Origin of the sequence: Gordonia jinghuaiqii, from assembly GCF_014041935.1 — a bacterium.
GTDB lineage: Bacteria > Actinomycetota > Actinomycetes > Mycobacteriales > Mycobacteriaceae > Gordonia > Gordonia jinghuaiqii.
In genome coordinates this window covers 5,127,615-5,153,456 of record NZ_CP059491.1, presented here as the reverse complement: position 1 = coordinate 5,153,456, position 25,842 = coordinate 5,127,615, and the positions used below count along the sequence as shown (strand labels likewise).

Below are 25,842 nucleotides of genomic sequence, written 5' to 3'. Positions count from 1 at the left end.
GTGGAAGTGGATCGCCGGGACTTTCCGGCGGAGGGAACCGGCCGGGGGTGTCGCTGCGTCCAAGGAGCCATGGACCCGGTCATCGAGTATTGCTTCGGGCCCGGCGACGGGTCGACGACCCGCTGGTCCAGCCCTGCCGACCTCGCGATCGGTGGCGATGCACCCGACGCCGTCGGACTCGACTTCGACGGCGACGGCCGTCGCGACGACGCGATGTGGGACACCGACGCGGACGGGGTCGCCGATGTGGCCGCTCTCGACACCGACGACGACGGCGCATCCGACGCCTTCTACCGCGATTCGGGGGCGGGGTTGTGGGACCGGCCGGTGTCGCGGGAGGAGATCGGCGGCGGGAGTGGGGCCCGGCCCGACGAGTCCGAGTCCGCAGAGCGCCCGGGGCCGCCGTCGGCGCGGGTTCTGCGCCTCGATCTCGACGACGACGGCGACGTCGATGCCGAGATCGTCGGTGCGGAGAAGGGCGGGCGCATCGTCGGCGAGCGGCTGTATGTGGACTCCGACGGAGACGGCGAGCCCGATGTGGTCCTGGTCGACCTCGACGGCGACGGGATCGCCGACGCCGTCTACGACAAACGGGATCCGAGGTTCACGACGAGGAGGGGTCGCTGACGGGGTGTTGCGTCGGAGCGGTGTCTTTCATGGTGTGAGTGCGGGGGTGCAGCATGCGTACCGCGACGATGCCGAGGAGGTACAGCACGACACCGAGGACGACGAGCACGGTCGCCCGTCCGTCGGCGGGGATCGCGAGTGCGGCGACGGTGACCGCGCAGACGTAGGCGATGTTGAACACGGCGTCCTGCACGGAGAAGACCTGCCCGCGGACCGCGTCGCCGACGTCGACCTGCATGGCGACGTCGCCGCACAGCTTGGCGACCTGGCCGATCAGGCCCAGGACGAACGCCGAACCGCAGATCACCACGAAGTCGAAGGTGAGGACGGTGAGTTCGGCGACCGCACCGGCGGCCAGGGCGCACAGCAACGTCGCGTACCGCCCGGCGCGGGCGACCGCGATCGGCGTCACCAGGGCGGCCAGGAGAGCGCCGGCACCGGTGAATCCGACCACCAGGCTGACCCGGTCGAGGCCGTCACCGGGACCCATCTGCCGGGTCAGCACCAGGATCATCAGGGTGTTCATGCCGAACACGAGGCGGTGGGCGCCGATCGCGGACAGCGCGCCGGCGACCGTCTTGTGGTGCACGACCGCCCGGGCACCGTGCCACAACCCCACCGACACCGCGTGCAGCGCCGAGCGTCCCGGATCGTCGGGCTCGTCGGGGCCCAGTTGAAGCGGTCGGAAACCGTGGGCGAGACCGCCGGAGACGACGGCCAGCACGATGCCGGCGAGCATGGTCAGGGCGCTGCCGGTGTTGTCGTCGCCGAAGAGGGCCCGCAGACCCAGCGTGACGCCGAGCCCGACGCTGAGCATCGCGCCACCGAGCGTGGTGAACAGCGCGTTGGTCGCCACGAGGACCTCGCGGCGCGCCACATGCGGGAGACCTGCGGACAGACCGGCGGCCACGAAGCGGCTCGCACCCGTCGCGGCGAGCGCCGAGACCAGGACGACCACATCCGGGGCGCCGGAGGCGACCGCCGCGGCGACCAGTCCGATGATCAGGCCACGCAGCAGGTTGGCGTACAGCAGGACGTTGCGGCGGTCCCAGTGATCGAGGAGCGCGCCGGCGAACGGTCCGATGAGCGAATACGGCAGAAGCAGCACCGCGAGACCGCCGGCCACCGCGAGCGGATCCGCGTGGCGTTCCGGGTTGAACAGGATGCTGCCGACCAGCGCGGCCTGGAAGATGCCGTCGGTGATCTGGCTCGACAGCCGAACCGAGAGCAGGCGTCCGAGGCCGGGTGAGTGTCGGAGGGAGTGGACGAACAGCGACACGCCGCGCGGGCCGCGGGTCTCCCGGGAGCTACTCACCGATCAAGCCTACCGACCTGAGGGTGGGTGTCGGTGGGGACGGGCGTGCGATGATGGTCGGGTGGCCGGAGGTGACGACGCAGACGATCCCACACCGGAATTCCGTCCCGGGGAGTACCCGACGGGTAGCGGTGGTGGTGGTCGTATGCCAGGAGTTCCGTGGGACGCGGACCCGACGCCGCGTGTGCGTCCCGGCAGTGTGCTGATCGCCTCCACCGACCTCACCGAACCGACCTTCGCGCGGACCGTCATCTACGTCATCGAGCACAACGAGGTCGGCAGTATCGGCGTCGTCCTCAACCGGATGAGTCAGACCGCGGTGCACAACCTGTTGCCGCAGTGGAACGACCTGGCGGCGTCGCCTCGCGCATTGTTCGTGGGCGGGCCGGTCAACCAGGACGCGGCACTGTGTCTGGGCGTGGTGAAGCCAGGCGTCGACGTCACCGCTGCTCCCGCCCTGCGTCCGGTCGACGGCCGGGTGGTCCTCGTCGACCTCGACGCCGACCCCGAACAGCTCGTCGACCACCTCGAAGGCGTGCGGATCTTCGCCGGGTACAGCGGCTGGGGAATCGGCCAGCTCGACGACGAGCTCGACCAGTTCAGCTGGATGGTCGCATCGGCCCTCCCCCGCGACCTACTGGCACCGCCCGCGTCGGACGTCTGGTTCGACGTACTGCGCCGGCAGCCGTGGCCCAAGCCGTTGCTCGCCACGCATCCGATCGACGTCAGCCTGAACTGACCGGGCCCCTGCTCCCTGAGTAGCCCCGGAGCTTGCGGAGGGGCGTATCGAAGGGACCCGTGACCCGCGTCACCCTGGGTGCTAGGTTATGGACGCTCGATCAGGTTCTCGCCGGACGACGCCCCGTCGCACGGCGCATGACACACGGGGATGTGCATGAGCTCGACGTTGAGAAGTGTCCGGTTGATGGTGGGAGCGATCGCGGTGATCACCGCGCTGGTGGCGCCTTCGGCGGTCGCGGGTGCGGCTCCGGTCGGACCCACCGGGGGTGCCGCAGCCGCGCAGTGGCAGGCGAGCCACGACGGTCCGCAACCGTATGCCGGGGTCAACGTCGCCTGGGACGTACCGATCCGTATGAGTGACGGAACGGTGTTGCGCGCCAACGTCTATCGTCCCGCCGACGCCCGTGAGCGCCCGACGTCGACCAAGACGCCGGTCATCGTGAACATGACGCCCTACACCAAATTGATCACCACCGTCGGTTCGGCGGTGATGCAGAATCCCGTCCTGGAGCCGTACCTGCTGCAGCTCGCTCGTGCCATCAATCTGTCGGGTACGCCGATCGACGGCATCACCGACATCGCGCACACCATCCGCGACGGGGGCGCCAAGACCTTCCTGGTCGACTTCGACCTCGTGCGCAGCGGTTACACACAGGTGGTGGTCGACGTCCGTGGGACCGGTTTCGCGCAGGGGAAGTGGGACGTCTTCCAGTCCCGTGAACAGCGCGACACCACCGAGGTGATCGACTGGGCGTCCAAGCAGCGGTGGTCCAACGGCAAGGTCGGCATGTCGGGCGTCTCGTACTCGGCGATCAACCAGATCCAGGCCGCCAACAAGAACCCGAAGGCGCTCAAGGCCATCTTCCCGGTCGAGCCCGGCGGCGACCTGATCCGCGACATCGTCGCTCCCGGTGGATCATTGGGCGTCGGATTCCTCCCGCTGTGGCTGACGCTGGTCAACACCACCAAGATGATCCCGAACGTGGCGTCGATGCTCGACGGCACCTTCGACTGGAAGTGGCTGGCCGACCGGATCTCCGATCCCCTGACCTTCTATCCGCAGCTCTTCTCGGCGCTGCTCACCCCGGACATCCCCTCGGTGCCCCCGCATCTGAAGGCGTTGCTGGAGAACGGTTCCGAACCGAGGTCGTCGTGGCAGGATCATGCGGAGCGCATCTCGACGCCGACGATGATCTATGGCGGCTGGTTCGACCTGTTCACCAACTCCGAAGTCCGCATGTACAACAAGATCCCGTTGCCCCCGGGTGAGAAGCAGCTGATCATGGGCGACGGCTACCACCTGACCATCGGGGGTGGACAGGAGGGTCGTCGTGGAACCCCGCCCCGTCTGGACGTCCTGCAGAAGGCGTGGTTCGACAAGTGGCTCAAGGGAATCGACAACGGGGTCGACTCCTACGGTCCGGTGAACCTCAAGCAGGTCGGCGACTCGTGGATCACCGCGCAGCAGTTCCCGCGCTCCGGTATGAATCGTCAGCGGCTGTATCTGAGTGATCGCCGCAGCGGCACCGCCGCGCATGCGGTGCGTGACGGAAGCCTGACAACCGCCCTTCCGTCGTCGCGCGCACGCATGACCGTCGCTCCCGGGCTCGCGACCATGTGTTCGCGTGATGCCGCCCAGCAGTTGGCCGGTGCCCTTGCGATCTTCCCGTTCTGCGCCGACGACGCCCGGATCTCTGAACGTGCCGCACTGTCGTTCACCACTCCCCCGATGACGACGACGCGCAGTGTGTCCGGGTACAGCAACGTCCGCCTCAACACTGTGCTCGACGCTCCCGACGGCTACTGGACCGCAACCCTCAACGATGTGGCGCCCGACGGCACGTCGAAGGTGATCAGCTCGGGTCAGGTGATGGCGTCGCTACGTGGATACGACAAGGCCGCTTCGCAATTCGCGCCCAATGGCGACGTGATCGACCCGTTCTACACGCTGACCCTGGCGTCGCGGCAGCGTGTGGCGCCGGGCCGTCCGGTCAGTGTCGACATCGGGTTGCTGCCGACCGAGGCGATCGTCAAGCCGGGCCATCGCCTGCGCGTCGACGTCTTCGCGATGAACTTCCCGCGCGGCCTGCCCCTGCGGCCCTTGCTGAACGAGTCCGGGCTGAAGCTGCAGCACATCCAGCTCGATCCGAACCGACCGAGCTTCGTGAACCTGCCGTTGTCGACGCCGCTCCCCACCGCGGGCTGAGCCGTCCTCCCATCTGCTGGAGCGCACGCACCCATTCGTCGCGGTGGACGCGGTCCGTGAGGCCGACGTCAGTGGTCAGCTGATGTCGAGAGGTGCTCGCGGGCCCAATCAGCGAATCTGGTGACTGAGATACCAAGTGCTGTTGCGTATTCCGGACGGGCGGGCTGGATGGCGTAGTTCATCCAATCGTGGCCGATGCCCGCCGGAGGTAGTCCTCTCGGTGTAGTTCGCAACACCCGAGACGGCCGAATAGATGAACTGGGGACCTCAGCTCTCATCGCTGCCGCAATGAGGTTCTTGCCCTGGGCCAGCTCGCCGTTGAAGGCTCGGCCAGTGAAGTCGGGCATCTGCACGGAGAAGACGGCGCGAGCGCCTTCGGCTGCATCGGTCAGGGAGTCGAGATCGTCGAGGTTGCCGACGAAGAGCGCAGCACCGAGTGCTTCGATCGCTTGCGCGCGTGGGGATTCCGGGTCGCGGACCAGCGCGCGGACAGGGATGCCCGCAGCGAGCAGGGCACGGGCCGCGGACCCGCCCTGGCGTCCGGTGGCGCCGGTGACAAGGACGGGTGCAGATGTCGTGGTCATTGGTTCCACAGGGTTGTGAGAGGGCCGCCGACCTGGTGACATTCGTGACAGGGATTGCGTTGGCCACCGAACATCTCGCGGATGCCACCTCGGAGGCGCACCGGTTGCTCGATCTGACCATCGTGGGGATCTGCCCCGCTGCGATGGCTGTGTCCACTCCCAGCTGAGCTGTTCGAATCGCGCTTTCAGAACGTACTCGTAAGCCGCCGATCGATCCGGCCAGTCCCGAATGGCTACGCCGCGGTCTCCGCGTCGTCGGCCTCGCGGCCGTACCGCGTGGCCAGCCACGAGCAGATGATGAGCTGGATCTGGTGGAAGATCATCAGCGGCAGCACGATCAGGCCGACGGTGCTGCCGGCGAAGAGCACGGTCGCCATGGGCAGTCCGGTGGCGAGACTTTTCTTGGTGCCGCAGAACTGGATGGCGATGGTGTCGGCGCGGTCGAAGCCGAGGCGTTTCGGTAGCCAGCCGGTGATCACGAGCATCACGATGACCAGCACCAGCGAGATCACCGACACGGCGATGACCTGCCCCACCCCCACCGCCGACCAGATGCCGCTGTTGACGCCCTCGCTGAAGGCGACGTAGACGACGAGCACGATCGCGCCGCGATCGGCGAGCTTGGTGACGCCGGCGTGGCGGGCGAAGAACGGGCCCACCCACGGTCGGGCGAGCTGTCCGAGGAGGAACGGCACCAGGATCTGCGCCACGATCTTGAGCACAGATGTCGCGTCGATACTCACGTCACCGGTGCTCTGCATCAGCGCCACGACCAGCAGCGGTGTCAGGAAGACGCCGAGGATGTTCGACGTCGAGGCGCTGACGATCGCGCCGGCGATGTTGCCGCGGGCCATCGAGGTGAATGCGATCGAGGACTGCACGGTCGACGGCACGAGGCACATGAACAGCAGCCCGGCGTAGAGGTCGTCCCCGATCAGCGGTTCGACAACCGGCTTGAGTGCCAGGCCGATGAGCGGGAAGGCGACGAAGGTGAACGCGAGGATCGTGACGTGCAGACGCCAGTGCTTGAGACCTTCGAGGGCTTCGCGCGGGTGCAACCGTGTGCCGTAGAGGAAGAACAGCGCCGCGATCGCGACGACGACGACCCAGTCGAGCACCTCGGCGGCGGATCCGCGGACCGGCAGCAGTGCCGCGACGACGACGGCGACCACGATCGCCAGGATGAAGCCGTCGATCGGCGAACGGGCGAGAAGGTTCCGGAGTGTGCGCATGCGGAAGGAGTCTCTCGAGCCGGGGCCGGCTCAGGCCTGCGCGGTGTCGCCGGCGCAGACACCCCGCAGCGAGCACGCGCCACAGCTGCTGGTCCCGCAGTCGGCGGCCGGGTTCGACGCGTCCTCGCCTGCCGAGGCGTGATCGTGCGCCTCTCCACCCGAGCAGCACGAACAACCGTCGTCGTCGGCGGGCACGGTCATGGCCGCACGTACGCCGATGCCGCTGACCAGGCCGATGACCACGAGCGCGACCACCAGGGCGACCAGGCCGAATGCCACTGCCCAGCCGCCGGGGACGGCGAAGGTGGCAACGGCACCGAAGAGGAGGATGACGCCGGCACCGAGGGTGCCGGGTCCGGCCACACGGTTGGCGACGCGGAATGTCTCCTCCGAGCGCATCGTCTCGCCGGAACGGACGCCCAGCCAGCGATTACGTGGCAGCGTGCCGCGCATCCCGCGAACTCCGACCACGGCCCAGAGTGCGCCGAGTGCGAGGAGCAGGACGGCGACGGCGACGGACAGGGCATTCACGACCCACAGCATACGACCGGCCGTCGTACGAGACCCAATCGAGGTGCCGTCGCCGCGCCTGCGACCGGGCCGCCGAGGCCGAGGGGGATTTCAGGCTGCACCCGGGCAGGATTTACCCTGGTCGCGTGACTTCAGCTGACACGACGAGCCCCGGCACCGCCGACACGACCGCGCACCGCTACACGGCCGCGGTGGCCGGCGAGATCGAGCAGCGCTGGCAGCAGACCTGGTCCGACGAGCACGCCTATGAGGCTCCCAACCCCGTCGGGCCGCTCGCCGGTGACCTGAGCGTCTTCGGCAGCGGCGCTCCCGGCGACGCGTCCTCGTCGAGTGACGTGACCCAGTCCCCCGACAAGCTCTTCGTCCAGGACATGTTCCCGTACCCGTCGGGTGCGGGCCTGCACGTCGGCCATCCCCTGGGCTTCATCGCCAGCGACGTCTACGCCCGCTACCACCGGATGACCGGCAAGAACGTGCTGCACACGATGGGCTTCGACTCCTTCGGCCTGCCCGCCGAGCAGTACGCGGTGCAGACCGGCACGCATCCGCGCACCACCACCGAGCAGAACATCGAGCGCTACCTCGGACAGATCCGGCGCCTGGGACTCGGTCACGACGAACGGCGCCGCGTGGCCACCACCGACGTCGACTTCTATCGCTGGACGCAGTGGATCTTCCTGCAGATCTACAACGCCTGGTACGACGCCGACCAGGGCAAGGCCCGTCGAGTTTCCGAACTCGTCGACGAGTTCGCCTCCGGCACACGAGCATTGACCGGAAAACACGAGGGACGCTCATGGGCCGACCTCTCCCCCACCGAGCGCACCGAGGTCATCGACGACCACCGCCTGGTGTACCTGAGTGATTCGCTGGTCAACTGGTGCCCCGGATTGGGCACCGTGCTGGCCAACGAGGAGGTCACCGCCGACGGTCGCAGCGATCGGGGCAACTTCCCGGTCTTCCGGAAACACCTGCGCCAGTGGATGATGCGGATCACCGCCTACTCCGACCGCCTGCTCGACGACCTGGACCTGCTGGACTGGCCGGACAAGGTCAAGACCATGCAGCGCAACTGGATCGGCCGCTCGCGCGGCGCGCAGGTCACCTTCGCGGTGCCCGGAATCGGCGACATCGAGGTCTTCACCACCCGACCGGACACCCTGTTCGGCGCCACCTACATGGTCCTCGCGCCCGAGCATGCGCTTGTCGATGCGCTGATCACCGACGCGTGGCCGGCCGACACGGACGAACGCTGGACGCGTGGGGCACCGACTCCGGCGGCCGCGATCGCGGAGTACCGCGCATCGATCGCGGCGAAGTCCGATCTGGAGCGTCAGGAGAACAAGGACAAGACCGGTGTCTTCACCGGCAGTTTCGCGGTCAATCCGGTCAACGGCGAACAGGTTCCGGTGTTCGTCGCCGACTACGTCCTGATGGGCTACGGCACCGGCGCGATCATGGCCGTGCCCGCGCACGACGCCCGCGACCACGAGTTCGCGACCGTGTTCGGCCTGCCGATCCGTGAGGTCATCGGATCCGACACCGACGTGCAGGCGCAGGCCTACGTGGGTGACGGACCGCTGGTGAACTCCGACTTCCTCGATGGTCTCCGGGTCGACGACGCGAAGGCCGCCATCATCGAGCGCCTCGAGGCCGACGGCCGGGGCACCGGCAAGATCCAGTACAAGCTGCGCGACTGGCTCTTCGCACGCCAGCGCTACTGGGGCGAGCCCTTCCCCATTGTCTACGACGCCGACGGTCAGCCGCACGCGCTGCCCGAATCGATGCTGCCGGTTGAGCTTCCGGAGGTCGAGGACTACGCGCCGGTGTCCTTCGACCCCGATGACGCCGACAGCGAGCCCTCTCCCCCGCTGGCCAAGGCCACCGACTGGATGACCGTCGAACTCGATCTGGGCGACGGCGTCAAGACCTACACGCGTGACGCCAACGTCATGCCGCAGTGGGCGGGCAGCTCGTGGTACCAGCTGCGGTACATCGATCCGACCAACTCGGAAACGCTGTGCGCCAAGGAGAACGAGGCCTACTGGATGGGTCCGCGTCCGGCGCAGCACGGCGCGGACGACCCGGGCGGCCTGGACCTGTACATCGGTGGCGTGGAGCACGCGGTGCTGCACCTGCTGTATTCACGTTTCTGGCACAAGGTCCTGTTCGACCTGGGGTACGTCACCAGTCGCGAACCGTACCGAAAGCTGTTCAACCAGGGCATGATCCAGGCGTACGCCTACACCGACTCGCGCGGCATCTATGTGCCGGCCGAAGAGGTCACCGAGGAGAACGGCACGTTCTTCTACAACGGTGAACAGGTGAACCAGGAGTACGGCAAGATGGGCAAGTCGCTGAAGAACTCGGTGACCCCCGATGACATCTGTCGCGACTACGGCGCCGACACACTTCGCGTCTACGAGATGTTCATGGGTCCGCTCGACCAGTCGCGGCCGTGGGCGACCAAGGACGTCGTCGGCTCGCAGCGGTTCCTGCAGCGCATCTGGCGCCTCGTCGTCGACGAGGAGTCCGGTGCCGTCCGTGTGGCCGACACCGAGCTGGACGAGGAGACCAAGCGCCTGCTGCACAAGACGATTGCCGGTGTGCGCGAGGATTACGATGCGCTGCGCAACAACACGGCGGTCGCCAAGCTCACGGTGCTGACCAACCACCTCACCAAGAACTTCGAGAAGACCGGCGCCCCGAGGGAAGCCGTCGAATCGCTGATCATCATGCTCGCACCGTTGGCTCCGCACGTCGCCGAGGAGCTGTGGCACCGTCTGGGCCACGACACCCTCGTCGTGCGGACGTCGTTCCCGGTGGCCGACGAGGCGTGGCTGGTGGAGGACACCGTCGAGATCCCCGTCCAGGTGAAGGGCAAGGTCCGTAGCCGCATCACGGTGGCGGCCGACGCCGACGAAGAGACCCTGCGCAGCACCGCACTGGCCGACGAGAAGATCGTCGCGCTGCTCGACGGTGCGGAGCCCCGCAAGGTGATCGTCGTACCCGGACGCATGGTGAACGTCGTTCCCTGACGCGTGAGGCGTCCGACCTCGCCGGCTACCGCCGTCGAACTACTTCGGCGGTAGCTTGCGGGCGTAGTCGGCGCCGATGGCGACCCAGCGGCTGAGCTGACGGTCGCTGGCGATGCCGTCCTCGCAGACCCGGAGCCAACCGCGGATCTCGCGTCCCGACATCACGACCGGTTCTGTATGCGGGTACTCGAGTAGGTCGGCGGTCTGCTCCGGCGGGACGCGGACCATGATGTCGTCCTGCCCCCCGGCGACCACCATGTTGCCCTGGATCAGGAACGCCAGCCCGCCGAACATCGGCTTCTCCTCGACGCGGCACTCAGTCGCGAGCAGGGCGCGGATGCGGTAGGCGAGTTCCTCGTCGTAGGCCACGGGTCCAGGCTATTCGGACGCCGAATCGGTGAGAGACTTGGCAACCAACTTACTGGGCAGTAAGGTATCGCCATGGCGATCAACCTGGAGCTCCCGAAGAAGTTCGATTCGACGGTGGAGCGCACCCATATGGCTGCCGAGCACCTGTTCCGGCCGATCTCCCGCAAATACGACAAGGCCGAGCACGAATATCCCGTCGAGCTCGATGAGCTGGCGAAACTTGCCAAACAGGGGCGAGGCGCGGAGAAGACCGCCGACACCGACAAGACCGCCGACGACGCACCGTCGGTGAACGGCGCCAACATGCGCGGCCTGCTCTCCGCTCTGGAAATGAGCTGGGGCGACGTCGGTCTGCTGCTCTCGATCCCCGGACAGGGTCTGGGCAATGCCGCGATCGCGGCCGTGGCCACTCCGGAGCAGCTCGAGCGATTCGGCGATGTGTGGGCGGCCATGGCCATCACCGAACCGAGCTTCGGATCGGATTCCGCCGCGGTCACCACGACCGCGACGCTCGACGGCGAGGACTATGTCCTCAACGGCGAGAAGATCTTCGTGACCGCGGGTTCGCGGGCCGACCATGTGGTCGTGTGGGCCACCATCGACAAGTCGGTCGGGCGGGCGGCGATCAAGAGTTTCGTCGTGCCGATGACCACCGAGGGTGTGACGGTTGCCCGCCTCGAACACAAGCTCGGCATCAAGGCCTCCGACACCGCGGTCATCCGGTTCGAAAATGCGCGCGTCCCGGCCGAGAACTTGCTCGGTTCGCCGGAGATCGACACCAAGAAGGCTTTCGGCGGGGTCATGCAGACCTTCGACAACACGCGCCCGGTGGTCGCGGCGATGGCGGTGGGCCTCGGTCGTGCGGCGCTCGAGGAGCTGCGGCGGATGCTCGAAGAGGCCGGCCACGAGATCGATTACGACCGGCCGGCCGCCTCCCAGCACGCGACGGTCGCCGAGTTCATCCGGCTCGAATCGGATTGGGAGGCCTCGTGGTTGCACACGCTGCGGGCGGCGTGGATGGCCGACAACTCGCAACCGAACTCGTCCGAGGCGTCGATGTCGAAGGCCAAGGCCGGGCGCACGGTCACCGACATCACCAACAAGGCCGTCGAAGTTGCTGCGACAGCGGGCTTCTCGGAGACCTCGCTGCTGGAGAAGTGGGCGCGTGACTCGAAGATCCTCGACATCTTCGAGGGAACTCAGCAGATTCAGCAGTTGATCATCGCTCGTCGTGTGCTCGGGAAATCCAGCGCCGACCTCAAGTAAGTCGGCGCGTCGGCGACATACTTCAATTCGGACAGACTTCAATTCGACTGTGCGACCTCGATCGACGTCGCACAGTCGAAACGAGGTCGCGGACGACTTCGTTTCGGAAGGGCCCGACCGCAGTGTGAGGCGTGATCTCAGCGCAGCAGACGTTCCCGCAGCCGCGCCTCACGCGCCAACCGGGCGGTGTCGCGGCGGCGTCGTTCGGCCATGATCGCCGACAACACGTCTTCGAACGGGGCGCCCGGCGGGGGAGCGGGGGCGACGAAAGGCGCGACGTCGAACACGATTCGACGCGCCGCGAACGCCCGTGGCTCGGGTTTCATGTCGTGCCGTCCGTGGAGGAACTGGCGGATGACCACGGCGAGATGATCGGGGAGCGCGGCGATGTCGGCCGATACCGCCCATGCCTCGAGTTGCGGCGGCATCTCGATGGGGTACTGCTCGACGATGCGGTGCCGGTCCCGGATCACATAGGTTCCGGCGAGCAGGTCGCCGAGTCGTTTGTTCTTGCGCGAGATCGCCGCGGAGATCAGTGCCGGCAGCCCCAGGCACGCGTAGAGCTCGATGAACCCGACCAGCGCGCGGGTGACGGAGTGTCGAAAACCGGTGGGGCCCGCATCATCCCGGAGGGTACGCAGACCGACCACGAGGTGACCGACGGTCTTGCCGCGGGTCAGCGTCTCCACGACGGTCGGTAGCGCCACGACGCTCACTATGGGGAGCAGGGTGTTGATCGAACCGCGCCATGCCTGGTTGACGTCGATCGCCACCTTGTACGACAACCACCACAGAAACAGCCAGAGGGCGACGCCGAGAACGACATCGATGGCACCGGACAGGATCCGATAACCGAGGTGGGCCGGCGGAAGGGCCAGCGCGACCGCCTCTCCGGAGACGAGATCGTCGCGTCCCACGCCGACGGTCGCCGACGCCCCGGTGCCCCACGCGCTCGGAGGCGCACCACCGGGAAACCCTGGTGGCCGGGGCGGCGGAGGAGGCGACATCACGCCCCACCATACGACGCGGCGCGGCGGTGCGGCCCGATCACCGCACAGGCACGACGCCGCATGAATGACACCTGCCGACTCGGCGGTGGAGCCGGTTACGCTGGCCGGGTGGATCTCGACGCCTATGTGTCCGCGCATCGCGCGACGTGGGAGCGCCTCGACGCACTCTCGCGTCAACGTCGACTGAGCGGGGCCGAGGCCGACGAGATGATCGACACCTATCAGCGCGTGGCCACACATCTCTCGGTCATCCGATCCACGGTCCCCGACGCCTCGCTGGTCGCCTATCTGTCGTCGCTTCTCGCCCGTGCGCGTGGCCGCGCGTCGGGCACCCGCGTCAGCACGGCCTCGACGGTGATCGAGTTCTTCACCCGCTCGTTTCCGGCGGCGCTGTACCGGATGCGCTGGTGGTGGCTCACGGTGATGGGGGTGTCGCTGCTGGCTGCGGTGATCATGACGTGGTGGGTGCTGGAGCATCCGGGAATCGAGAGTTCGTTCGCCTCGCCGGGGGAGATCGAGCGACTGGTCACCAACGACTTCGAGAGCTATTACAGCGAATACGAGGCGACGTCATTCGCCGCGCGGGTCTGGACCAACAACTTCTGGCTCTCCGCGATGTGCATCGTCGTGGGCGTGTTCGGGTTCCCGGTGATCTGGATGCTCTACAGCAACGTGCTGAACCTGGTGGTGGTCGCCTCGATCATGATCCGCCACGGTCGGGGCGACCTGTTCTTCGGGCTGATCCTGCCGCACGGGATGCTCGAGCTGACCTGTCTGTTCGTCGCTGCCGGGGTCGGTCTGCGGATCTTCTGGGCCTGGGTGTCACCGGGAGCTCGAACGCGCGCAACAGCTCTCGGCGAGGAGGGCCGTGCAGCCATCGGTGTGGCACTCGGCCTGGTCGTCGTGCTGCTGTTGTGCGGTGTGATCGAGGCGTTCGTGACGCCGTCACCGTTGCCCACGTGGGCGCGGATCGGCATCGGGGTGACTGCATGGGGGTTGTTCATGGCCTACGTGTTCATCGCCGGACGCCGGGCGTATGCACACGGCGACACCGGCGATCTCGACGAGGCCGAACGCGGGCTCACCGCGTCGACGGCATAGTCCCCCGCACACAGCATTCCGACCCCGCCTGGGCGGATCCCCGCGGCCAGTACTGCGGCGGTGAGGAAAATGCACCACAGCGGTACGGACTAATCGTCCTGATAGCCCGCGGACGACGAGCGCCAGGACGACGATGCCCGTTGTTTTCGCTGTCTTGCATCCTACGTCTGGCGAAGCGCGCCGAGACTGGTGGTGCGCTGCTCGACCCACGACCGCATCGAGTCGACGCTGGTTCTCAGTGATTCCGCCGAGAGTTCGTCGGATCTGGGGACGGTGGTGGACAACTCGTCGAGAATGCGCAGTGCCGTTTGGTTGCCGTAGATCTGGTCATAGAGCTCCCAGTAGGTTTCGTCGTACAGGTCGGTGAAGGCGTCGGACTCGAGGAAGCGTTCCTTGAGTTTGTTCCCTATCCGGGGTGCCTTGCCGCCGGGGCCTCCCGGCGCGCCGTCGCCGAATGCCGGGCCGCCTGCCTCGCCGCCGGGGCCTCCCGGCGCTCCGCCGCCGAATGCCGGGCCGCCTGCCTTGCCGCCGGGGCCTCCCGGCGCGCCGCCGCCGAATGCCGGGCCGCCTGCCTCGCCGTCGGGTTTTCTGCCCGGCCCCATCGAGGCGCTCTCCTCAGGGCCGAGGGTCGCGTCGCCGATCATGGCCAGGTTCAGGTCCCAGGACACCACGGAGAACTTCTTGGTCTCGAGGTCGTACCACAGGTAGTAGTTCTGGCCGGGGCCGCTCATATCGTCGGCGTTGACGAGGAGGTTCTGCGTCGCTAAATATTTCGCGAGGGACTTGACGTCGACATGTTCGGTGAGGAGCGTGTTGAACTCCTCGTTGTCGGCGGAGTCGAGCCACCTCAGAAAGTCGATGAGCGGCTGCAGGTTTCCGGTGTCGACTGCATTGATCTGTTTGAACTGGTCAGCGTAGGCGGACTGGTCGTCGCCGCGGTACTCCAACCGGGAGGACGCATCGGCCTTGTACAGGTAGCCGTCCGAGTCGAACAGCGAGTTGGCGTAGGTGTCGTCGGGATGCTCGAGCACCAACCGAGTTGCAGTGGGGCTGTCGTTCACCGAATACACCATGTACGCGTACCGCTGGGTCGGCTGATTCGTTGCGGCAGTGAGCGACAGTGCCATCGACTCGTTGAGTACCGGCGAACCAGGACGTACCGACAGCTCGGTCATGCCCTGGTAGGCGCGTCCGTCGGCGTTCTCGTCGAAACTGATCAGCAGGGGGAGCGACGTCGGGTCGTCTGCCGACGCCTGTGTCAGGGTATCCATTCCTGGAGGCGGCCCGCCGTGTCCTGCGCCGGCACCTTCGGGGGGTCCGTCCGGCATGCTGATGCCCCTGACGCCCATGAGCGTCGAGTTGCCTTTCAACCGGACCGATATGTCGTTGATCCGCGTGTCGTCGATGACCACGTCAGCGGTGATCCACTTTTTGTCGCCACCTTTCTGAAACGACGTGATCATGTCGTTGTACTCGGCGTCGCTCATCTCGACAGAGAGTTCGTGGGTCACCGAGGTGTCGAACAGATCGACTGTGCCGGTGATGTTGTCGGTGATCTCGGAGGCGATGATGTCAGCGTCTCCGGTGATGTACGGACGGATTGTGGTGGCACCGAAGACCGATGCCACGATGACCACGAACAGCACGAAGACCACGGGCAGCTTCCAGTGTTGGCGAAGTGATTTGGGAATCCGGTGCCGCCACCGTCGTTTGGGCGGCACCGGCACCGCGGTCGGGTTGGTCATCAGAGATCGGTCTGGTCGTATCCGGTCAGGACAGTCACCCGCTGGCCGGTGTTGACTCCGCTGAGCTCGGAGATCAACTGGCTCGAGGAGACGCCCTTTTTCATCGTGGCGGTGTAGTACAGCTCGGTCAGCGCGCCGGCGCGTATCGACTCGGTGGACACCAACTCGTACTCCTTGCAGTTCTTGATGAGAACATCCTCGACGCGAGAGGTGTATTCCGGCTCCGGCGGCACCTGGACCTTGACGACCTGGCGGCTGACATCGAGCTTGAACCAGTTGAACTTGTTCATGATCAGCAGCACGAGGCAGATCGCGACGGTGGCGGCGATCGCGAGCACATAGAAACGTGTGCCGGTGGTCATGCCGATCGCCATCACCAGGAAGATGAATCCGACGTCGCGGGTTTCCTTTATCGCGTTGCGGAATCGGATCACCGACAGCGCACCGACCAGGGCGAACGCGCGAGCAATGTTCGAACCGACCACGAGCATGATCAGTGCGATGATCATGCCGCACAACACAAGTGTCTGCGCGTAGGACTGGCTGTAGGACACATTCTTGTGGGTATAGCGGTAGACCCAGGCGATGATCGCCGAGAGCACGAAGGACAACGACAGGGACACAACGATGTCGAACGCCGTGAACGTGCCACTCAGGTCTTGGAAATCGAAGTTCATGACAATCCTGCTATCTGTTTCGGGACGAAAGGACGGACCGCTGGCACCTGGGCGTGCGGAGGACACCGACTCCGCGGTCAGTGCGATCTGGGGGTTAGGTCAGCCCGCGAGCGTCGATCCGGTCGGCGATGTGGCGAACAGGTCGGGCGGAACCCGCGTGTCGGAACCCTCAGGGAGGACCAGTTCGGGTGCGCCCATGCGGGACCGGGGTGCGAGGCCGAACGCCTCGACCGACTGACAGTACTTCGAGACACGGACGACCGACATGTCGAGTCGCGCGGTCAGGTCGGTGGCCCAGTAGGGCACGCGTTCGTTCGCCTTGAGTTCCACGATGGCCAGTTTCGGCGGAATGATGAAGCGGTTCGGCGCACCCGAGGCGAAGTGGAAGTCGCGGTCGCGGCCGTGGACCTTGTGGTCGATCGTCATGCGCAGACCGAGATCGGCCTCCCGTCCGACGAACGCCTCCCGTAGATATCCGGTCGTCACGATCGGACGTAGATCCAGGTTTCCGATCAGTGTGGAGACCTCGTTGACGAAGGGCCGCTGCGAGTCTTCGCAGTCGATCTCCTCGCGCCCGTTCAACCATCGTTGCGCAACCCGGTAGGGCATCGCGGTACGTCTCTTCTGGGTGACCCGATTGACGCGCTGCTTGATCTCGATCTGCACAGGGGTGTCGTCGGTGCACTCGGCCGGGTCGCCGTACAAACGAACGCGTAGCTTGCGCCGGAACCTCAGGCCCTCGATCTTCTCCCAGTAGAACCGCAGGTCGGGAGTGTCGTAATAGAGCGAGGTCACCGGGTAACCGCCGTGCGGGGAGAACGGGTCTGTGTCCATACGCGCCGCCAGCTCGCGCCGCAGCTCGGGTACTTTCAGTTCGTCGACGAAGTACTTGATCTCGTAACGGTTGAACGCGTGCAGTTTGCTCGCGGTTTGCTGATAGCCGACCGGTTCGGTCGGTGTGTCCTCTGCTTCAGCCCGCTCTACGCGGGATCGCCTGCCCCATCTGTCGAACACACCCATAGGGGCCTCACCCGTTCCTCTCGTTCGCAATCTCGTTCGCAATGCCGCCACCAGTTGTTCCGTCCGCCCACCTCACACCGTTTCACCTTCGGGCAGCACAGGCCGATGCGGAGGCGCCGCGGCACCAGCGGCAGCCGCCCGTCGCACCCAGGCGCCTCCGCGCGTCGGCGGTACCGCAACCACCACTGAAACAAGTAAAGATGATGAACCTTCGGAGACTGTTCGGCGAGCCTTGGAGTTTGCTGTCAGCCGTACGGCAGAACGATCCGGAAAGTCGTCCCGCGGTGTGTGTCGAGCAACTCGATACGACCGCCATGGGCATCGAGGATGGTGGTCACGATGGCCAGGCCCAGGCCAGACCCGGCGCCGCGCTCGCGCGAGTCGTCCTCCTGGTAGAAGCGCTCGAAGACATACGAGGATTTCTCCACAGGAATACCTGGTCCGTCGTCACTGACGTATATCTTCACGCCGTCGGCGACGTACCCTTGCGTGCCGGCGCGGGCCCGCACCGGCACCTGGGCGAATCGGTCGAACTCGCCCGGCAAGGCGATCGCGACGTGGATTGCGTCATCAGTATGGATGAGCGCGTTTGCGATCAGGTTGCTGAAGACCCGTCGCAACGCCGCGTCGTCGCCGCGAACGACCACGGGCTCCTCGGCCCCGGAGATCGTCAGGTCACGGCCCGGAGCCCCGGAGCGCGCCTCATCGACCGCGTCGCGGGCTGTCTGTGCGATATCCATGTCGGCAAAGCTGAGAGCAGGTCGGGCGTCGTACTCAGCGAGTTCCATCAGGTCGTCGACCAGTCGGCCCATTCTCACCGCAGCCGTCTCGATCTGCGCGACGAGCGCGGTGCGCGTTGCTTCATCAGGAGCGCCATACCGATAGAGTTCGGCGTACCCGCGGATCGCTGTCAGAGGTGTCCGAAGATCATGCGATGCATCGGCGATGAAGGTCCTCATCCGCTCTTCGGAGCCCGCCAGTTGTTGCATGGCGTCGGCCAAGCGATCCAGCATGGTGTTGAACGCGGCCCCGAGACGGGCGACCTCGGTTCCTCCGTCGAGAGAAACCCGCCGTTCCAAGTCGCCACCTTCGGCGATCGATGTCGCCGCGAGTTCGATACTTTTCAGCGGGCGGAGTCCGATCCGTACCACCACAGTGGCCACCAGCGTCATCCCGATGAGCAGAACAGCTCCCACGATGAGTGCGATCGACCGCAGCCAGGCGATCGTGCCGTCCGCGGTCTCCATCGAGATGGCCACTGCCGCGGTCCCGGCCGAGTTTTCCGTCGTGGATGCCGGAAGCACGAATGTGCGTACCCGCCACCGCACGCCGGATTGCTCGTCGCGAACGGTGAACACCGTTGGGCCTTGATCCCGAACGGCGTCGATGTTCATGTCCGGTAACCGAGGATATGTACTCTTCCCCACCGGCGCACCGAGGCGGCTCACAACTCTGCCATCGCTGTCGAAGTACATGAGGCGGAACTCCGAGGGAGCCTGATCTTCATCCGGTAGCGACCTCGGTAGTGGTTGTTCGGAACCACTGATGTCGTTGGCTATCACGTTGAGTTGGCTGTCGATTCGAACAACCTGGATCTGCTCCAATATCAGGCTGTTGATCGTCCCGAAGGTCACGAACCCGACGACCGTGACGGCCGTGAGGACAGCGACCAGCCGGGACCGGATGCTCCAATCCGATGGTCTATGAAGCACTCTCACAACCGTGTGGGCTCAGTGCGGATCGTGTATCCGATGCCCCGGACCGTGTGGATGAGTGGAGACCGGGCATGGTCGACTTTCCGTCGGAGTTGGCTGACAAAGGTCTGTACCACTCGCTCGTTCTGACCGTCGCCGTGTCCCCACACGTATTCGAAGATCTGGTTCTTGCTCATGACCTTCTCCACGTTGCGGGTCAGGCACTCGAGGACATTGAATTCTGTTGCCGAAAGCCATATCTCATCCCCGCCGCGGAACACCCGATGGGCATCGAGATCGATCTCGAGATCGTGGTACACGAGTCGAGAGCTCGATGTGTCCTCACCGCGGGTTCGCCGCAAGATGGCCCGTATGCGCAGGACGACCTCCGCGATGCTGAAGGGCTTGACGACGAAATCATCGCCACCGGACTCGAGCCCTTCGATGCGATCCTGCTGGGTACCCCGTGCTGTCAGGAACAGGATCGGGACGTCGTTTCCGCCGGCACGCAGCGCCTTCGCCAGCGAGAAACCGTCGAGATCGGGCAACCTGACGTCCAGGACGAGCAGGTCCGGGGCGGCCCTGGCCGCCAGGCCGAGTGCGGTTCTCCCGTCGGACGCTTCGATCACCTGAAAACCACTCATCCGCAGGGCCATGCGCAACAAGTTGCGGATGGACTGTTCATCGTCGACGACGAGAATCGTGGGGAGCGGCTGAGTCGCGTCTTTACGCACATGTCGAGGATAAGTCGTCATGCACTGATACCACGCGTGCACCACGCGTGCCCCTCCGGCACCAAGCCGAGACCTGCGTCAGGTCGCTCCGAGTCCACGGTCAAGCAGCGCTTGTGCGACTGGGTAATGTGCCCTACGTGGCTCGACGATGCCGACCGCATGCGTCGACGAGCTGCCCATAACTCGGAGTGTCGATTACCGTCGCATGAACTTCGCGTAGGCGGCCACTGGTGTTGACGAGCGTTCGATCCCGATGCCACCCTCGACCGGTCGCATACGATCACCCCGACGCACCGAAACCTCAACGAAGGGAACACCGGAATGGCCGCTCGCACAGGATCGCTGGACATCGTCTCGCTCGTGGGAGGTGGACTCGCCGCAGTAGGTCTGACGCACTTCGCCAAGCCCGAGCTGTTCGCGCCGATCACGGCCCCGATCTTCCCCGACGACACCACCTCCTGGACCTACCGCAACGGTGCGTGCGAGACCGCGATCGGGTTGGCGTTGGTGTCGCCGCGCACCCGCAAGTTCGGGCTGGTCGGGCTCGGGGGCTACCTCGGTTTCCTCAGCTACCGTGCGGTGCTCGCGAAGAGCTGACCGCCCGAGCAGAATCGCTGACGCGCCTTACGAGAAGCGATCCGCGATCCACCCGCCGATCTCGGCTGCGGCCAGACTCGCCCCGGTCGGGGCACCGTGCCGGATCGGGCCGCCGAAGTGGGTCCCCTCGACGCGGACGTGGGTCACATCGTCCGCGCCGAGGGCGTTCACCATCGCCATGGCGTCCTCGGGGAAACACGCCTGATCGCCGGTTAACTCGACAAAGAGAGCGGGCACGCGAACCCCCGGCGCGCAGCGGAGAAAGCCGGCATTGCTCGAAAGACCCGACCACGTCGACAACCACGCGTCGGGGGTCGCCAATCGACCGAAGCCGACCAGACCGTAGTCAGTGAGGTCGGGTCGCCGGCCGAACAGGGATCCGTAGGGGCGGTCGTTGGGACTCAGCGACAGGTCCACGAAGCGCAGGTCGGCATCGGTGCGGTACACCGTCATCACCCGGGGAGCGAGCGCGGCCCGACGATCAGTCGGGTCGTGGCTCTCGGCGAATCGGGCACGGGCAGCGGCGGTCTGGGCGACGTGAGCCCGCGCGATCGCGTCGAGGCGTTCCACCCGCGCACGTTGTGCCGCGCGGTATCGGCCGACGAATTCCGCAGAGTACGAGGCTGATTCGGGTGGTTCGGCGAAACCGTTGGCGGGATCGAAGGGATTCAGGGTCGGATCGGCGCTGAGCGGGTCGTTCTCATCGGTCACCGACGGATCGATGAGCCGCAGAAGCAGTTCACCCTGACCTGGGTGCGGGGCCAGGAAGATCGTGCCGTCGGGAACCGGCATGTCGGCGCCGGCCAGGTCGACCGGCCGGCCCGCGGGTGTCTGAGTCAAGCGGTCGTCGGGCGACCGGCCCGCCTGCTCGTGGTAGAACGCGAACAGCGTGCCGCCCCCGGAGTGGCCGAGCGTGATGACTGCGCCGAAGGCTTTGTCGCGCAGAAACACCTGGCCCGCGGCGACGTCGAGGATCGCCTGTTCGTGGACGAGGTTGACATCGTTGTTGACCGACCGAGTGCCCTGCGTCCACACGTCGAAGCCACGTGCGAGCAGTTCGGGTACCAGCACGTGGTGGGTCAGGTCCTGTCGGGGGTGCATGAGTGCGACCACCGTGGTGGCACCCGGGACCTTCCGGAGCACGCCGGTGACCTTTGCACCGTCGGCGGTCGACAGTTCGTGGACCGACGTGGTGGTCTCGGTGGGTTGTTCGGCGGCCTCGATGTAGCGTCCCGCGCCAAGACTGTCGGTACCGGGGGTGGTCACGCTCATCGCGGTTCGACCTTCAGTGCGTCCTTGTCCCACTGGGTGATCCGGGAGTCGGCGAGGCCGGCGACGCTGCTGTACCAGACGGCGTGGCGGCAGCCGGTCGACCGTCGGTCGATGACGATGGCCGCATCGGAGGTGATCCGGAAGTATGGTCCGAGGTGGTCGACGGAAACGCCGGGATCCTCGCCCGCGACGGCGGCGACCGGCTTGTTCTCGGGAACGTCGAGGATGAACAGGGTGGTCATCGGGCCGCCACCGCCTCAGCGGCCCGGGCTTGGCCGCCGTCCTGTGCCAGCTGCCACGCAGCGGCCCGTTCGACGATCCGCTCCGCCTTGCGGGCGAGTAGTGCATCCATGCTCGGATTCGGTTGCGACACCACGTCTATCAAGGCCTCGATGGTGAGGTTGGCGTCGAGGTCCTCCTGTGGGGTGACCGGTCGCATCGCGCGGGTGATCTCGATCATGTAGCCGTTGGGGTCGTGGGTGTAGATCGATTCGATCGTCTCGTGCTGGATCTGCATCTCCACGGGCCATTCGCTGGCATCCAGCCGGCGCCGGTACTCCAGCAGGTCGGCCTCGTCGTCGACGTGGATGGCCAGGTGTCGGGACCGGATGAACCAGATCGGCACGTCCTCGGCGAAGCGGGAGTACGAATCACCCTGTGGTCCTCCGGCGTAGGGTTCTAGGCCGAAGTAGTAGAAGAACGCCAGCCGGTCGTCGTTGCCGATGTCGAAGAAGAAGTGGATGAAGTCGGGATGTTTGTCGGGCCCCCAGCCGGCGGCGCAGATCGAGTGCACCACCGGAAATCCGAGTACGTCGCGGTAGAAGCGGACGGTGCCGCCCGGATCGAACGTGGGGTAGGCGACGTGATCGACGCCCCGAACCTTGTGGGGGAGTTGACTCATGGTGTGTCTCCAGTTGATCGATGAAAGAGCTTTCAGGCGGGGACGGTGGCGAGGTCGGCACGCAGGAGGCTGCCGGCTCCCTCGATGGCGGCCGTGAGGCCGAGGCCGCGGAGGATGCTGTAGGCGCCGGCCGTCGCTGCCGACAGAACGGGCAGGCCGAATTCGCGCTCGGCGTCGTCGATCAACCCGAGCGACGGCATCTGGACGCAGCAGGAGAGCACGAGGGCATCGACGCCGGTGAGGTCGAGAGACCGCGCGGCAGCCATGACGCGCTCACCGGGGATGCAGCCCACCTCGGCGTTGTCGGCGACCTCGAGGGCTCGCCAGTCCATGACCTCGAATCCCTCGGCGTCGAGATACTCGACGACCTTCTCGGCGAGCGGCCGTAGGTAGGGCGTGACGAGCGCGATCCGCGTGGCTCCGAGCGCCCGGAGGGCCTCGGTGAGCGCGCCCGCGCTCGACCGGATGATCGCCTCCGAGCCGCCGGTCGCAAGTTGCTCGGCGACGGCACTCTCGACGCGCTGATGCTCCCCGGGCCCGCCGACCATCAGGGCGACCAGACACGCATAGAGGATCGCGTCGGGGGACGCGTCGGCGATCTCGAGAACGCAGCGCTCACGCTGGGCGTTCATCGCCGCGAGCTGCTCGGGGGAGACCGTGTGCATTCTCATCCGGGTCGAGTGAAACGAGAACTCCGAAGCCGGATGCCGGTTGAGCAGTGCCGGCATCTCGGTTTCGACAGTGACGTTCGAGCTCGGCACCACGAGGCCGATGCGGTGGACACCCATGTGTGCGGTCCTTTCGATTTCGGCCGCAGTGGCTGGCCGATCCACGCCGAGTTGACGCTGACGACGATTATTCGACGTGGACGACGATTAGTCAAGAAGTCGCCTGAGGGCACGCTGAGCTGGGCAGATGTCGCAGAAGGTGGGATCATTCGGTGACTGACATCACAGAACATGCTTGACACCTGGTCATCGACGTCGAATACTCAACGCCAACGTAAACACGTGGTGGGCTTCGCGGCCCGGACAACAAAGGAGTACCTGGCCATGGCATACGTGATCGGCGTGGACGTCGGCGGGACGTTCACCGACGCCGTCCTCGATGACGGCAAGGGTTTGGTGGTCGCGGGGAAAGCGCCCTCGACTCCACCGGACTATTCAGAAGGCGTGATGGACGTCCTGGCCGTGCTCGCCGAGCAACTCGGGCGCCCGCTCGACGACATGCTCGCCGACACACACCACATCGCTCACGGCACCACGTCCTCGTTGAACGCCCTGGTGATGGGCCGTGTGCCCGACGTCGGGTTCATCACCACCAAGGGGCACCGGGACTCGATCTTCATCATGAACGTCGAGGGCCGTTACCTCGGTCGTTCACCTGAGCAACTGCAGAACGTGATGGCGCAGAGCAAGTCTCACGGACTGATCCACAAACGACACGCACTCGAGGTCACCGAGCGGGTCGATCGCGACGGACGTGTGGTCGTCGAGCTCGACGAGGACGAGGTGCGCACGGCGGTCCGCACGCTTCTCGACGAGGGCATCTCGGCCATCGCCGTGTCGCTGCTGTGGTCGTTCCGCAACCCGTCCCACGAGCAACGCATTCGCGAGATCGTGCAGGAAATCGACCCATCGGTGTTCGTCTCGCTGTCGAGCGAGGTCAGCCCCCGCATCCGGGAGTTCGCGCGCAACGCGACGACCATCATGAGCACCCAGATCGGGCCCGGTCTCCGCGACTACCTGGGTGAACTCGAAGGCCGACTGCGCGAGCACCGCTTGTCCGGGCCGCTTTTGGTGATGCAGAGCAACGGGGGAGCGGTTGCCGCCGCCGAGGCGCCGGGCAATGCGATCTCCACGGTGGGCTCGGTCCTCACCGGTGGTGTGGTCGGATCAGTGTCCCTGGGCCGCCAGCTGGGCCACGACAACATCATCGCCACCGACGCCGGCGGCACGACGTTCCTCGTCGGCCTGATCGTCGATGGCGAACCGGTGCGCTCCTCCACCACGATCATCAACCACCACCCCATCAACGTTCCCAGTCTCGAGGTCCACGCGATCGGCGCCGGCGGTGGCGCGATCGCCTGGCTCGACGCCGGTGGGAACCTCCAGATCGGTCCCCACAGTGCACAGGCCGTACCGGGACCGGCGTGTTACGGACAGGGCGGCACCGAGCCCACCAACACCGACGCGAACCTGGTGCTCGGGATTCTCCCTGAGCGCGGATTGCTGGGTGGCCGCAAGGCACTCAACCTCCACCTGGCGCGGGAGGCCATCCGAACACGGATCGCCGACCCGTTGGGTCTGTCGGTGGAGGACGCCGCCGCGGCGATCTTCGCGGTGCAGAACGCCCAGACCGGGGACCTGCTGCGCAAGACCGTCGTCGAGGCCGGGCACGACCCCCGCAATTTCATCGTCTACGCCTTCGGTGGTTCGGGACCGGCGCACTGCGGCCTCTACGCGCAGGAGATCGGGGTCTCACGCGTCGTCGTACCGCTGGGACAGGTGGCCTCCGCGTTCTCTGCCTACGGCCTCGCGTCGTCGAACATCGTTCTCGCCAAGGAACTCTCCGACCCGGCTGCCATGCCGCTCGACCCGGCCCGGGTGGAGGAGAACTTCAAGATCCTCGAGGAGCAGGTGCGCGGCCAGCTCGATCGTCAGGGGTTGCACTTCGCCTCGGTCGAGATCGAGCGCGAGATCGACATGCGCTACACCATGCAGTTGGCCGAGGTCGCGACACCGCTGCCGGAAGGATCGCTGACCTCTACCGAGATCGTCGGTGCTGCAGCGGCTTTCGAAGCGCGGTATGCCGATCTGTACGGTAAGGACAGCGGATTCCGGGAGGCCGGCATCCAGGCGATCACCTACCGCGTGCGCGGGACCGGCGTGCTGCCCTTCTCCCCGGGGCTGCCGGAACTGGCAACTGCGGACTCCGCGGATCCGAGTTCGGCGCATGTCGGTGTCCGCAAGGTCTGTCTAGACGGACGCCGCGGATTCGTCGACACCGACATCTACGACTACGCGGGTCTGCGGGCCGGTCACATCATCCGCGGCCCCGCCGTCATCGAGGTGCCGACCACGACCGTCGTCGTGCCGCATGACACCACCGGCGAGATCGATCGTCTCGGCAACCTGACCATCACCGTCGACGCGTCGTGACGCACCGACATCTCCCGACCG

At 66.2% G+C, this 25,842-nt stretch carries 24 protein-coding genes; 9 read left to right on the top strand and 15 right to left on the bottom strand.

What is annotated here, in order from left to right; genetic code table 11:
• The first annotated feature begins 69 nt into the window (after positions 1-69).
• Positions 70-627: a hypothetical protein gene (locus H1R19_RS22965; RefSeq protein ID WP_219850265.1), complete on the top strand. Its 558-nt coding sequence runs from the start codon at positions 70-72 to the stop codon at positions 625-627.
• On the opposite strand, the gene H1R19_RS22960 is transcribed toward H1R19_RS22965, so the two are convergent.
• On the bottom strand, positions 605-1,900 hold the full coding sequence (locus H1R19_RS22960; RefSeq protein WP_223205443.1) for an MFS transporter: 1,296 nt from the start codon (positions 1,898-1,900) through the stop codon (positions 605-607). The two genes, H1R19_RS22965 and H1R19_RS22960, sit on opposite strands and share 23 nt — an antisense overlap.
• 187 nt (positions 1,901-2,087) lie before the next feature.
• Between H1R19_RS22960 and H1R19_RS22955 the strand changes: the two genes are divergently transcribed.
• Together H1R19_RS22955 and H1R19_RS22950 are read left to right on the top strand one after the other, a co-directional pair.
• The gene (locus H1R19_RS22955) at positions 2,088-2,681 is read left to right on the top strand and encodes a YqgE/AlgH family protein (RefSeq protein WP_219850264.1); all 594 of its coding nucleotides are present in this window, start codon (positions 2,088-2,090) and stop codon (positions 2,679-2,681) included.
• A 156-nt stretch (positions 2,682-2,837) separates the two neighbouring features.
• Positions 2,838-4,889 carry a CocE/NonD family hydrolase gene (locus H1R19_RS22950; RefSeq protein ID WP_219850263.1) on the top strand — a complete coding sequence of 684 codons (2,052 nt, stop codon included), beginning with the start codon at positions 2,838-2,840 and terminating at the stop codon, positions 4,887-4,889.
• A gap of 68 nt (positions 4,890-4,957) precedes the next feature.
• Here the strand turns inward: H1R19_RS22950 and H1R19_RS22945 are convergent, their stop codons facing one another.
• Complete coding sequence (locus tag H1R19_RS22945) at positions 4,958-5,473, bottom strand: NmrA family NAD(P)-binding protein (RefSeq protein ID WP_219850262.1); 516 nt, start codon at positions 5,471-5,473, stop codon at positions 4,958-4,960.
• A gap of 44 nt (positions 5,474-5,517) precedes the next feature.
• On the opposite strand from H1R19_RS22945, the gene H1R19_RS23380 reads away from it, so the two are divergent.
• Positions 5,518-5,640 carry a hypothetical protein gene (locus tag H1R19_RS23380; RefSeq protein WP_257865678.1) on the top strand — a complete coding sequence of 41 codons (123 nt, stop codon included), beginning with the start codon at positions 5,518-5,520 and terminating at the stop codon, positions 5,638-5,640.
• Positions 5,641-5,706: 66 nt separating this feature from the next.
• On the opposite strand, the gene H1R19_RS22940 is transcribed toward H1R19_RS23380, so the two are convergent.
• Both H1R19_RS22940 and H1R19_RS22935 read right to left on the bottom strand, forming a co-directional pair.
• Positions 5,707-6,705, bottom strand: coding sequence for a bile acid:sodium symporter family protein (locus H1R19_RS22940; protein WP_219850261.1), 999 nt, complete (start codon positions 6,703-6,705; stop codon positions 5,707-5,709).
• A gap of 30 nt (positions 6,706-6,735) precedes the next feature.
• Entirely contained in the window at positions 6,736-7,248 is a 513-nt protein-coding gene (locus H1R19_RS22935; RefSeq protein ID WP_219850260.1) for an SdpI family protein, read from the bottom strand.
• Positions 7,249-7,361: 113 nt separating this feature from the next.
• On the opposite strand from H1R19_RS22935, the gene leuS reads away from it, so the two are divergent.
• Entirely contained in the window at positions 7,362-10,274 is a 2,913-nt protein-coding gene (gene leuS, locus H1R19_RS22930) for a leucine--tRNA ligase (RefSeq protein ID WP_188330577.1), read from the top strand.
• Between the two features lie 39 nt (positions 10,275-10,313).
• Here the strand turns inward: leuS and H1R19_RS22925 are convergent, their stop codons facing one another.
• Positions 10,314-10,643 (bottom strand): TfoX/Sxy family protein, encoded by a 330-nt coding sequence (locus H1R19_RS22925; RefSeq protein WP_188330576.1) that lies wholly within the window; start codon positions 10,641-10,643, stop codon positions 10,314-10,316.
• A 72-nt stretch (positions 10,644-10,715) separates the two neighbouring features.
• Between H1R19_RS22925 and H1R19_RS22920 the strand changes: the two genes are divergently transcribed.
• Positions 10,716-11,909 carry an acyl-CoA dehydrogenase family protein gene (locus H1R19_RS22920; RefSeq protein ID WP_188330575.1) on the top strand — a complete coding sequence of 398 codons (1,194 nt, stop codon included), beginning with the start codon at positions 10,716-10,718 and terminating at the stop codon, positions 11,907-11,909.
• Positions 11,910-12,046: 137 nt separating this feature from the next.
• On the opposite strand, the gene H1R19_RS22915 is transcribed toward H1R19_RS22920, so the two are convergent.
• Positions 12,047-12,916 carry an RDD family protein gene (locus tag H1R19_RS22915; protein ID WP_188330574.1) on the bottom strand — a complete coding sequence of 290 codons (870 nt, stop codon included), beginning with the start codon at positions 12,914-12,916 and terminating at the stop codon, positions 12,047-12,049.
• Positions 12,917-13,027: 111 nt separating this feature from the next.
• On the opposite strand from H1R19_RS22915, the gene H1R19_RS22910 reads away from it, so the two are divergent.
• Complete coding sequence (locus tag H1R19_RS22910; protein ID WP_219850259.1) at positions 13,028-14,020, top strand: stage II sporulation protein M; 993 nt, start codon at positions 13,028-13,030, stop codon at positions 14,018-14,020.
• 161 nt (positions 14,021-14,181) lie between these two features.
• On the opposite strand, the gene H1R19_RS22905 is transcribed toward H1R19_RS22910, so the two are convergent.
• The 5 genes from H1R19_RS22905 to H1R19_RS22885 all read right to left on the bottom strand — a co-directional run bounded on the left by H1R19_RS22905 (position 14,182) and on the right by H1R19_RS22885 (position 19,890).
• Positions 14,182-15,765 carry a CotH kinase family protein gene (locus H1R19_RS22905; RefSeq protein WP_219850258.1) on the bottom strand — a complete coding sequence of 528 codons (1,584 nt, stop codon included), beginning with the start codon at positions 15,763-15,765 and terminating at the stop codon, positions 14,182-14,184.
• Positions 15,765-16,442: a DUF4956 domain-containing protein gene (locus H1R19_RS22900; RefSeq protein ID WP_188330571.1), complete on the bottom strand. Its 678-nt coding sequence runs from the start codon at positions 16,440-16,442 to the stop codon at positions 15,765-15,767. Before H1R19_RS22900 ends, H1R19_RS22905 begins: the two co-directional genes overlap by 1 nt.
• Positions 16,443-16,541: 99 nt before the next feature.
• Positions 16,542-17,462, bottom strand: a complete 921-nt coding sequence (locus tag H1R19_RS22895) for a polyphosphate polymerase domain-containing protein (RefSeq protein WP_219850257.1) — start codon at positions 17,460-17,462, stop codon at positions 16,542-16,544.
• 245 nt (positions 17,463-17,707) lie between these two features.
• The gene (locus tag H1R19_RS22890; protein WP_219850256.1) at positions 17,708-19,096 is read right to left on the bottom strand and encodes a HAMP domain-containing sensor histidine kinase; all 1,389 of its coding nucleotides are present in this window, start codon (positions 19,094-19,096) and stop codon (positions 17,708-17,710) included.
• A gap of 80 nt (positions 19,097-19,176) precedes the next feature.
• Positions 19,177-19,890, bottom strand: a complete 714-nt coding sequence (locus H1R19_RS22885) for a response regulator transcription factor (protein ID WP_244970809.1) — start codon at positions 19,888-19,890, stop codon at positions 19,177-19,179.
• Positions 19,891-20,211: 321 nt separating this feature from the next.
• Between H1R19_RS22885 and H1R19_RS22880 the strand changes: the two genes are divergently transcribed.
• On the top strand, positions 20,212-20,487 hold the full coding sequence (locus H1R19_RS22880) for a hypothetical protein (RefSeq protein ID WP_188330567.1): 276 nt from the start codon (positions 20,212-20,214) through the stop codon (positions 20,485-20,487).
• Between the two features lie 27 nt (positions 20,488-20,514).
• On the opposite strand, the gene H1R19_RS22875 is transcribed toward H1R19_RS22880, so the two are convergent.
• From H1R19_RS22875 to H1R19_RS22860, 4 genes are read right to left on the bottom strand one after another with little or no spacing between them, the layout of a single operon-like run.
• On the bottom strand, positions 20,515-21,759 hold the full coding sequence (locus H1R19_RS22875) for an alpha/beta hydrolase (RefSeq protein ID WP_219850254.1): 1,245 nt from the start codon (positions 21,757-21,759) through the stop codon (positions 20,515-20,517).
• Positions 21,756-22,001: a hypothetical protein gene (locus H1R19_RS22870; protein WP_219850253.1), complete on the bottom strand. Its 246-nt coding sequence runs from the start codon at positions 21,999-22,001 to the stop codon at positions 21,756-21,758. The genes H1R19_RS22875 and H1R19_RS22870 overlap by 4 nt, the downstream gene beginning before the upstream one ends.
• Positions 21,998-22,660 (bottom strand): VOC family protein, encoded by a 663-nt coding sequence (locus H1R19_RS22865; RefSeq protein ID WP_219850252.1) that lies wholly within the window; start codon positions 22,658-22,660, stop codon positions 21,998-22,000. The genes H1R19_RS22870 and H1R19_RS22865 overlap by 4 nt, the downstream gene beginning before the upstream one ends.
• 32 nt (positions 22,661-22,692) lie before the next feature.
• The gene (locus H1R19_RS22860) at positions 22,693-23,448 is read right to left on the bottom strand and encodes a maleate cis-trans isomerase family protein (protein WP_219850251.1); all 756 of its coding nucleotides are present in this window, start codon (positions 23,446-23,448) and stop codon (positions 22,693-22,695) included.
• 264 nt (positions 23,449-23,712) lie between these two features.
• On the opposite strand from H1R19_RS22860, the gene H1R19_RS22855 reads away from it, so the two are divergent.
• Positions 23,713-25,821 (top strand): hydantoinase/oxoprolinase family protein, encoded by a 2,109-nt coding sequence (locus tag H1R19_RS22855; RefSeq protein ID WP_219850250.1) that lies wholly within the window; start codon positions 23,713-23,715, stop codon positions 25,819-25,821.
• Positions 25,822-25,842 lie beyond the last annotated feature (21 nt).